Origin of the sequence: Bifidobacterium catulorum (genome assembly GCF_003129925.1) — a bacterium.
In the GTDB taxonomy this organism is placed as follows: domain Bacteria; phylum Actinomycetota; class Actinomycetes; order Actinomycetales; family Bifidobacteriaceae; genus Galliscardovia; species Galliscardovia catulorum.
Genome location: NZ_QFFN01000059.1, coordinates 1 through 7,383, shown reverse-complemented (window position 1 = coordinate 7,383; position 7,383 = coordinate 1). Strand labels below are relative to the sequence as shown.

Here is a 7,383-nt window from a genome sequence, read left to right as displayed (position 1 = left end):
CACGTAGATCCAGCAGTCGGGGACGATGGGCGGGTTGCCGAGGGTGGGGATGTCGGTGGTGTTGCGGATGCGAAGGCGCTTGCACAGGAGGCCGACGGTGACGAAGTCGCGGTAGGGCAGGCCGGTGGCGATGGCGGTCATGTCCTTGGGGGCGGGCTTGTCGGAGGCGTCGACTGCGGCGATGAGGTCCTTGATGGGCATGGACGAGATGAATTCGTCGGCGGCGAGTTCGGTGCGGTTGCCATGCGAGTCCTCGTATACGACGGCGGCGATGCGGCCGGCGTCCTGACGCACTTCGACGACCTTGGCGTCGGTGATGACGTTGGCGCCGTGTTCGACGCAGTTGTGTTCGACGGTCTCCCACAGCTGTCCGGGGCCGAGCTTGGGGTACCAGAATTCCTCGATGAGGGAGGTTTCGACGTTCTTGGAGTCACGCTTCTTGGGGGCGAGCTTGGCGAAGGCGTTCTTGAGGACGCCGAGGATGCTGAGGCCCTTGACGCGCTGGGCGCCCCAGTCGGCGGAGATCTCGGAGGGGTGGCGTCCCCAGAGCTTCTCGGTGTAGCCTTCGAAGAACATGGAGTAGAGCTTGCGGCCGAAACGGTTGATGTAGAAGTTTTCGAGGTTGGTTTCAGGCAGCTTGTGGAAGATGGATTTGAGGTAGCTGAAGCCGGCGACCATGGTGAGCTTGAAGCCCATGGCCTTGAGGGTGTTGGGGGTCAGCGAGATCGGGTAGTCGAAGAAGCGGTGGTTCCAGAAGATGCGGGAAACGCGATGGCGTTTGAGCATCACGTGGTCGGTTTTTTCGGGGTCGGGTCCGCCGGGTTCGAGGTCGTGGTGGCGGCCGAGCTTCTTGTCGTCGTAGGAGGGTGCGCCCTGCAGCGGCAGCGTCTCCTTCCACCAGTCCATGATGCGGTCGTCTTTGGAGAAGAATCGATGACCGCCGATGTCCATTCGGTTGCCGTTGTATTTGACGGTACGGGAGATGCCGCCGAATTCGCGGGTGGCCTCCAGCACAGTGACGTCGTAGTTCTCGGCGCCGCCATCCTTCACCAGCTCCCATGCGGCGGTCAGTCCTGCGGGACCGCCGCCGATGATAACGACCGACTTCTTTTCTGCCACGTCGTACTCCTCACAGATGCAGATTGAACGATCATGCATAGATCACAAACTAAATCGTGACCACTCTAGTACAGGGTATGGGAGGCCATCGCACAGCGCGGATGTGCATACACATTCTTTTCGCAGAATTCAACATGGCGATAGATGACGTGGTGCGAGGAAACAACGAGACACGGCCTCCCACCAATCGGCTCCCCTCAGTCGCGCTACACGCGACAGCTCCCCTCAAACCCTGAGGGGAGCCAATTGGACGGACCATCACAGCAAAAGGCTCCCCTCCCAACGGAGGGGAGCTGTCAGGCATCAGCCTGACTGAGGGGAGCCCCACACAGCCTCCGCCGCACGCCCGACGCAATCGCGCGCGCCGCACCTAACGACCTCCCACCAATCGACTCCCCTCCCTGAGGAGAGCCGCCAGCGAAGCCCACTGAAGGGAGGACACCGACACAGCCAACACCACCAACTCCCCTCAGCCGGCTTACGCCGACAGCTCCCCTCAACCTTGAGGGGAGCCGGTTGGACGGACCACCACAGCACAAGGCTCCCCTCCCAACGGAGGGGAGCTGTCAGGCATCAGCCTGACTGAGGGGAGCTCCACACAGCCTCCGCCACGCGCCCGACGTAATCGCGCGCGCCGCACCTAACGACCTTCCCAGCACAAGCCCCCCGTCAGATGTCGTCGGGGATGTCGATGTCAGTCTTCTGAACCTCCTCGACGTTCACATCCTTGAATGTGACGATGCGGACATTGGTGACGAAACGACTGGGACGATACACGTCCCATACCCACGCGTCGGTCAGCTGCACGTCGAAATAGACGTCCTGACCGGCGGATCGCACGTTGAAATCGACCTTGTTCGCCAGATAGAAACGCCGTTCCGTCTCGACGACGTAGGTGAACAGTTTGATGACGTCGCGATATTCCTTGTACAGCGCCAGTTCCGCGTCGGTCTCGTAGTTGTCGAGATCCTCAGCGCTCATTCGTTTCCTCCTCGTGAACGGTTGACGAGATTGCGCCACCATGCGCGTTCGGAGCGCTTGGCGTTGCGGTCTTCGTCACCGTTGTTGGAATTAGGCCAGTTGTATCCCCGGCCGTCGTTCTTCGTCGACGTCTTCGACGCCGCGGCCTTCTCCTCGGCCGAATCGCCGCCGATCAGGCTGGCGAGGTCGTTGGACAGTCTATCATTGGCGGCTTCGCGCGCCTCGCGTTTGCTGCGGGAGTCGTTGACCTCCATGGCTAAGGAATGCTCGCGCGCGGCCAAGGCCTCCTTGACGCCCGGATTGTCCTCGATCAGATGCATGCCGAACACGTCGAGCGAACGGATCGGATCGTATTCGTCGACGAGCGTGCCGAACACGATCTGGTCCTGGTAACGCTGGTTGGCATCGTCCCACAATGCGTGGCGCGACGTGCCCTCCTTGATGAAGCCCAGCGACTGGTATACGGACAGCGAGCGCGTGTTCTTCTCGGGCACGGCCACCCAGATGCGGTGAAGCCCGAGGCCGGCGGGTTCGGGGGCGAAGCCGTAGGTCATGACGCGCGGCATGGCGTCTCGCGAGTAGCCGCGGCCACGGTAGTCGCGGCCGAGCATGACCTGGATGCGGGCGGATTTCGCCCAGCTGTCGATGTCGATGAGGAAGATCATGCCGATGACCTTGGTGCGGTCGTCGACGTCGTCATCGTCGGGATTGGAATCGGCGAGGACGGACCATGCGATGGTACGGCGGGATTCGGGATCGCCCACGCCGGACTCCTCCGGCGACAGGCCGCGTTCCCATGCGACGGAGCGGCTGACCCACGTGTGGACGAGGGCGCGTTCGGCCTGCGCGTCCTTGCCTGTGATGCTTGAAGCGTTATGATACGCCTGCAGTTCGTCCATGAGCGGAAGATCGTCGAGCGTGGCGGGGCGCAGCTGCACCATCTCGCCCTTGATTCCCGGAATGACGAGGCTGCTTGGGAGTGTACGCGACTCAGTGGCCTGCGTACCCTGTTCGACGCTGTTCACTTCATCTGCTGACATGGGTCACTTTCTATCGATCGGCTGTTGTCGTCCTGCTGTCGTCTGTCTACTATGACAGATTCCCCGCGTATAGGATACACGGGGAATCCGGTTCATGGTAGCGGGGCGCGCTGATTTCACAGCTGATTCTCAGGTTGAGGGGGTGTGAGCCCTCCCACGGGCCGTGACGGCAGAGGCGGGACTCCCGGATGCCGTCGAGCTCATCGGCGGATGAGTCATCCGGGAGGCAGTTCAGCCCGGCGACTCCCCTCAGACCGCCTACGGCGGCCAGCTCCCCTCGATCCCGAGGGGAGCCGAATGAAAGGAACGCCCCGACCAACCAGCTCCCCTCGACACCGGGGACAAACGGGTGAAACAACCCAACCGACCGGCTCCCCCACTGATGTGGGGAGCTGTCGGCAAAGCCGACTGAGGGGGCGACCCACCCGAGGGTCGTATCAGCCCTTCACCTTGCTCATGACGATCTTGGTGACGGCCTTGGCGTCGGCCTGGCCGCGCGTCGCCTTCATCACGGCGCCGATGATAACGCCCATCGGCTTCATGTTGCCGCTCTTGAGCTTCTCGGCCACGTCGGGGTTGGCGGCGAGCGCATCGTCGACGGCCTTTTCGATGGCGCCGGTGTCTTCGACCACCTGGTAGCCGTGCTTCTTGACGACCTCGGCCGGGCTGCCCTCTCCGGCGAGCACGCCGGCGACGGTCTTCTTGGCGAGCTTGTCGTTGAGCTTGCCGGCGGCGATCAGCTTCTCGACCTCGGCCACGTCGGCCGGGGTGATCGGCATCTCCTCAAGGCTGACCTCCTTGGCGTTGGCGGCGCGGGCGATTTCGCCGAGCCACCACTTGCGCGCCCCGGCGGCCTTGGCGCCGGCCTTCACCGTCTCCTCGATGAGGTCGAGGGCGTCGGCGTTGATGATGTCGCGCATCTGCAGGTCGGTCAGACCCCATTCGGCCTTGAGACGGTTGCGACGCTCGCGCGGCATCTCCGGCATCTGGGCCTTCATCTCGTCGATGTGCTCCTTGGTGATGTGCAGCATCACGAGGTCGGGGTCGGGGAAGTAGCGGTAGTCGTCGGCGTCGGTCTTGAGTCGGCCGCCGGCGGTGGTCTGCGTGGACTCGTCCCAGTGGCGGGTCTCCTGCAGGATCTCCTTGCCGTCGTCGAGTCGGGCGGCCTGGCGACGAATCTCGTAGGTGATGGTCTTTTCGATGCCGCGGAACGAGTTGACGTTCTTGGTTTCGGAACGGGTGCCGAACGGGTCGTCGGGGCTGGGACGCAGCGAGACGTTGACGTCGGCGCGCATGTTGCCCTGCTCCATGCGGGCGTGGCTGATGTTCAGGGCGCGCACGATGTCGCGCAGGGTGCGCATGTAGGCTCCGGCGATCTCGGCGGCGCGTTCGCCCACGCCTTCGATCGGCTTGGTCACGATCTCGATGAGCGGCACGCCGGCGCGGTTGTAGTCCACGAGGGAGTGGTCGGCGCCTTCGATGCGGCCGTCGGCACCGCCGATGTGGGTGTTCTTGCCGGCGTCGTCCTCGATGTGGGCGCGTTCGATCGGCACGCGGAAGACGGTGCCGTCGTCGAGTTCGACGTCGAGGTAGCCGTTGCCGTTGGTCGGCTTGTCGTACTGGGAGATCTGGTAGTCGCGCGGCATGTCCGGGTAGAAGTAGTTCTTGCGGGCGAACTGGCTCCACTCGTTGATCTCGCAGTGCAGGGCGAGGCCCAGCTTGATGGCGTAGTCCACGGCGGCCTTGTTGACCACGGGCAGGCTGCCCGGCAGGCCGAGGCTCACCGGGGTGAGCTGGGTGTTCGGCTCGCCGCCGAACTCCACGTGCGCGGGGCAGAACAGCTTGGTGTTCGTGCTGAGCTCCACGTGGGTTTCGAGGCCGATGACGGGGTCGTACTTCTTGACGGCCTCGGAGAATTTCATGAGTTTATCTGCCATTGTCTGCTCCTAAAGCTCCTAATCCGTCCTCAGGCCTCATCCAGCCACGGGGTCTTGAGGCTGTTCCACACGGGACCGCCCCACTTGCCTTCCAGCGCGGCTTCGAGGGCCGCGGCCGGCTTGTACATCTTCTCGTCCTGCATCTGCGGAGCGAAGAACTGGAAGCCGACGGGCAGGCCTTCGTCGCTCAGGCCGGCGGGGATGCTCATGGCCGGCACGCCGCCCATGTTGGCGGGGATGGTGGCCACGTCGCCGAGGTACATGGTCAGCGGGTCGGCGGTCTTCTCGCCGAACTTGAACGCGGTGGTCGGGGCCGTCGGGGAGACGAGCACGTCCACCTGCTCGAAGGCCTTGCGGAAGTCCTCGATGATGAGCGTGCGCACCTTCTGGGCGCTGCCGTACCAGGCGTCGTAGTAGCCGGCGGAGAGAGCGTAGGTGCCGAGGATGATGCGGCGCTTGACCTCGTCGCCGAAGCCGGCCTCACGCGTGTAGGCCATCATGTTGGCGGCGGTCTGCGGCACGTCGGCCGGCGGCATCACACGCAGACCGTAGCGCATGCCGTCGTAGCGGGCCAGGTTGGAGCTGACCTCGGACGGCATGATGATGTAGTAGGCGCCGAGCGCGGCCGGGAAGTGCGGGCAGGAGATCTCCACGACCTCGGCGCCCATGCCCTTGAGCACGGCCACGGCCTCGTTGAAGCGGGCCTCGACGTCGGGCTGGAAGCCTTCGCCGCCGAGCTCCTTGATGAGACCGACCTTCACGCCCTTGAGATCCATCTTCAGGCCTTCGCGGGCGGCCGCCACCACAGGCGGCACCTCACGCGGAATGGAGGTGGAGTCGCGGCGGTCGTGGCCGCCGATGACCTCGTGCAGCAGCGCGGCGTCGAGCACGGTGCGGGAGACCGGGCCGATCTGGTCGAGGGAGGAGGCCATGGCGATGGCGCCGAAACGGCTCACGCCGCCGTAGGTGGGCTTCACGCCGACGGTGCCGGTGAAGGCGCCGGGTTGGCGGATGGAGCCGCCGGTGTCGGTGCCGAGGGCGATCGGGGCCTCGAACGCGCCGACCGCGGAGGCGGAACCGCCGCCGGAGCCGCCGGGCACGTGCTCGGTGTTCCACGGGTTCTTGGTGGTCTTGAAGGCGGAGTGCTCGGTGGAGGAGCCCTGCGCGAACTCGTCGAGGTTGGTCTTGCCGAGGATCGGCATGCCGGCGGCCTTGATCTTCTCGATCACGGTGGCGTCGTACGGCGGCACCCAGCCTTCGAGGATCTTCGAGGCGGCGGTGGTCTCGATGCCCTTGGTGACGATCATGTCCTTGATGGCGATCGGCACGCCGGCCAGTTCGGGCAGGCCCTCGGTCTCGCCCTTGGCGTTCTTGGCGTCGAAGGCGTCGGCCTCGGCGAGCGCGGAGTCGGCGGCCACCTTGAGGAAGGCATCGATGCTCGGCTCGGCCTTTTCGATGACGGCCAGATGCGCTTCGGTCAGTTCGCGGCTGGAGACTTCCTTGTTGCGGATCTTCGCGGCCATGTCGGCGGCGGAGAGCTTCACCAGTTCGTTTGCGTCAGTCATTATGGTGCGAATCCCCCTCTTATTCCTGGATGCGCGGGGCGACGAACATGCCGGCCTCGGTCTTGGGGCCACCGGCGAGCGCCTCGGCCTGGGTGAGCGGCGTCTCGGCGACGTCCGGACGCAGGTAGGCTTCCAGCGGCACGGGGTTGGCGGTGGGCTCGACGTCGTCGCCGGCGACTTTCTGCACTTCGTTGATGGAGTCTGCGATGACGTTCAGTTCGCCCTGGAGTCGGGTGATCTCGTCGTCGGTCAGGGCGATTCGGGCCAAATCGCCCAAATGCTCGATCTGTTCACGTGTGAATGTAGGCATAGTGCCCACTATAAAGCGCAAGTGTGACGAGCGGAGGACGTCTTTCGTTCCGTTCCGTCGCATCGTCGCAACGTATGGGAACCGAGTCACGTCCACGATTCCCGTTTGCCGCCAAACCACAACAAACAGGGACCAAGCCACGTCCACGATTCCCGTTTGTCGTTGGAACACTCCTCTCGATCGGCGAGATGGTCTGCAACTCCCCTCAGTCGGCTTACGCCGCCAGCTCCCCTCAACCTTGAGGGGAGCCGATTGGATGAAGCAATCGACAACAGTACCACCCGACAGGCTCCCCTGGGGAGCCGATTGGAGCCAGCACCAGACTCCCGACCCGAAAGCAGCCGGCCTCCAAAACAACCCACCCACCCGACTCCCCAACTTGAAGGAGCGGAGGGATGAAGCAGCCGGCAACAGCACCACCCGACAGGCTC

6 protein-coding genes are annotated in these 7,383 nt (G+C 64.2%); all 6 read right to left on the bottom strand.

Going from position 1 to position 7,383, the window contains the following annotated elements; genetic code table 11:
- Positions 1-1,119, bottom strand: a 1,119-nt coding sequence (locus DF200_RS10280) for an FAD-dependent oxidoreductase (protein ID WP_109138178.1), incomplete at its 3' end; no start/stop codon positions are given.
- Between the two features lie 669 nt (positions 1,120-1,788).
- Entirely contained in the window at positions 1,789-2,100 is a 312-nt protein-coding gene (locus DF200_RS10275) for a DUF2469 domain-containing protein (RefSeq protein WP_109138177.1), read from the bottom strand.
- Complete coding sequence (locus DF200_RS10270) at positions 2,097-3,140, bottom strand: GNAT family N-acetyltransferase (RefSeq protein ID WP_109138176.1); 1,044 nt, start codon at positions 3,138-3,140, stop codon at positions 2,097-2,099. The genes DF200_RS10275 and DF200_RS10270 overlap by 4 nt, the downstream gene beginning before the upstream one ends.
- Positions 3,141-3,577: 437 nt before the next feature.
- Positions 3,578-5,077: an Asp-tRNA(Asn)/Glu-tRNA(Gln) amidotransferase subunit GatB gene (gatB, locus tag DF200_RS10265; RefSeq protein ID WP_109138175.1), complete on the bottom strand. Its 1,500-nt coding sequence runs from the start codon at positions 5,075-5,077 to the stop codon at positions 3,578-3,580.
- Positions 5,078-5,106: 29 nt separating this feature from the next.
- Positions 5,107-6,642 (bottom strand): Asp-tRNA(Asn)/Glu-tRNA(Gln) amidotransferase subunit GatA, encoded by a 1,536-nt coding sequence (gene gatA, locus DF200_RS10260; RefSeq protein ID WP_109138174.1) that lies wholly within the window; start codon positions 6,640-6,642, stop codon positions 5,107-5,109.
- A gap of 19 nt (positions 6,643-6,661) precedes the next feature.
- Complete coding sequence (gene gatC / locus DF200_RS10255; protein WP_109138179.1) at positions 6,662-6,952, bottom strand: Asp-tRNA(Asn)/Glu-tRNA(Gln) amidotransferase subunit GatC; 291 nt, start codon at positions 6,950-6,952, stop codon at positions 6,662-6,664.
- Positions 6,953-7,383 lie beyond the last annotated feature (431 nt).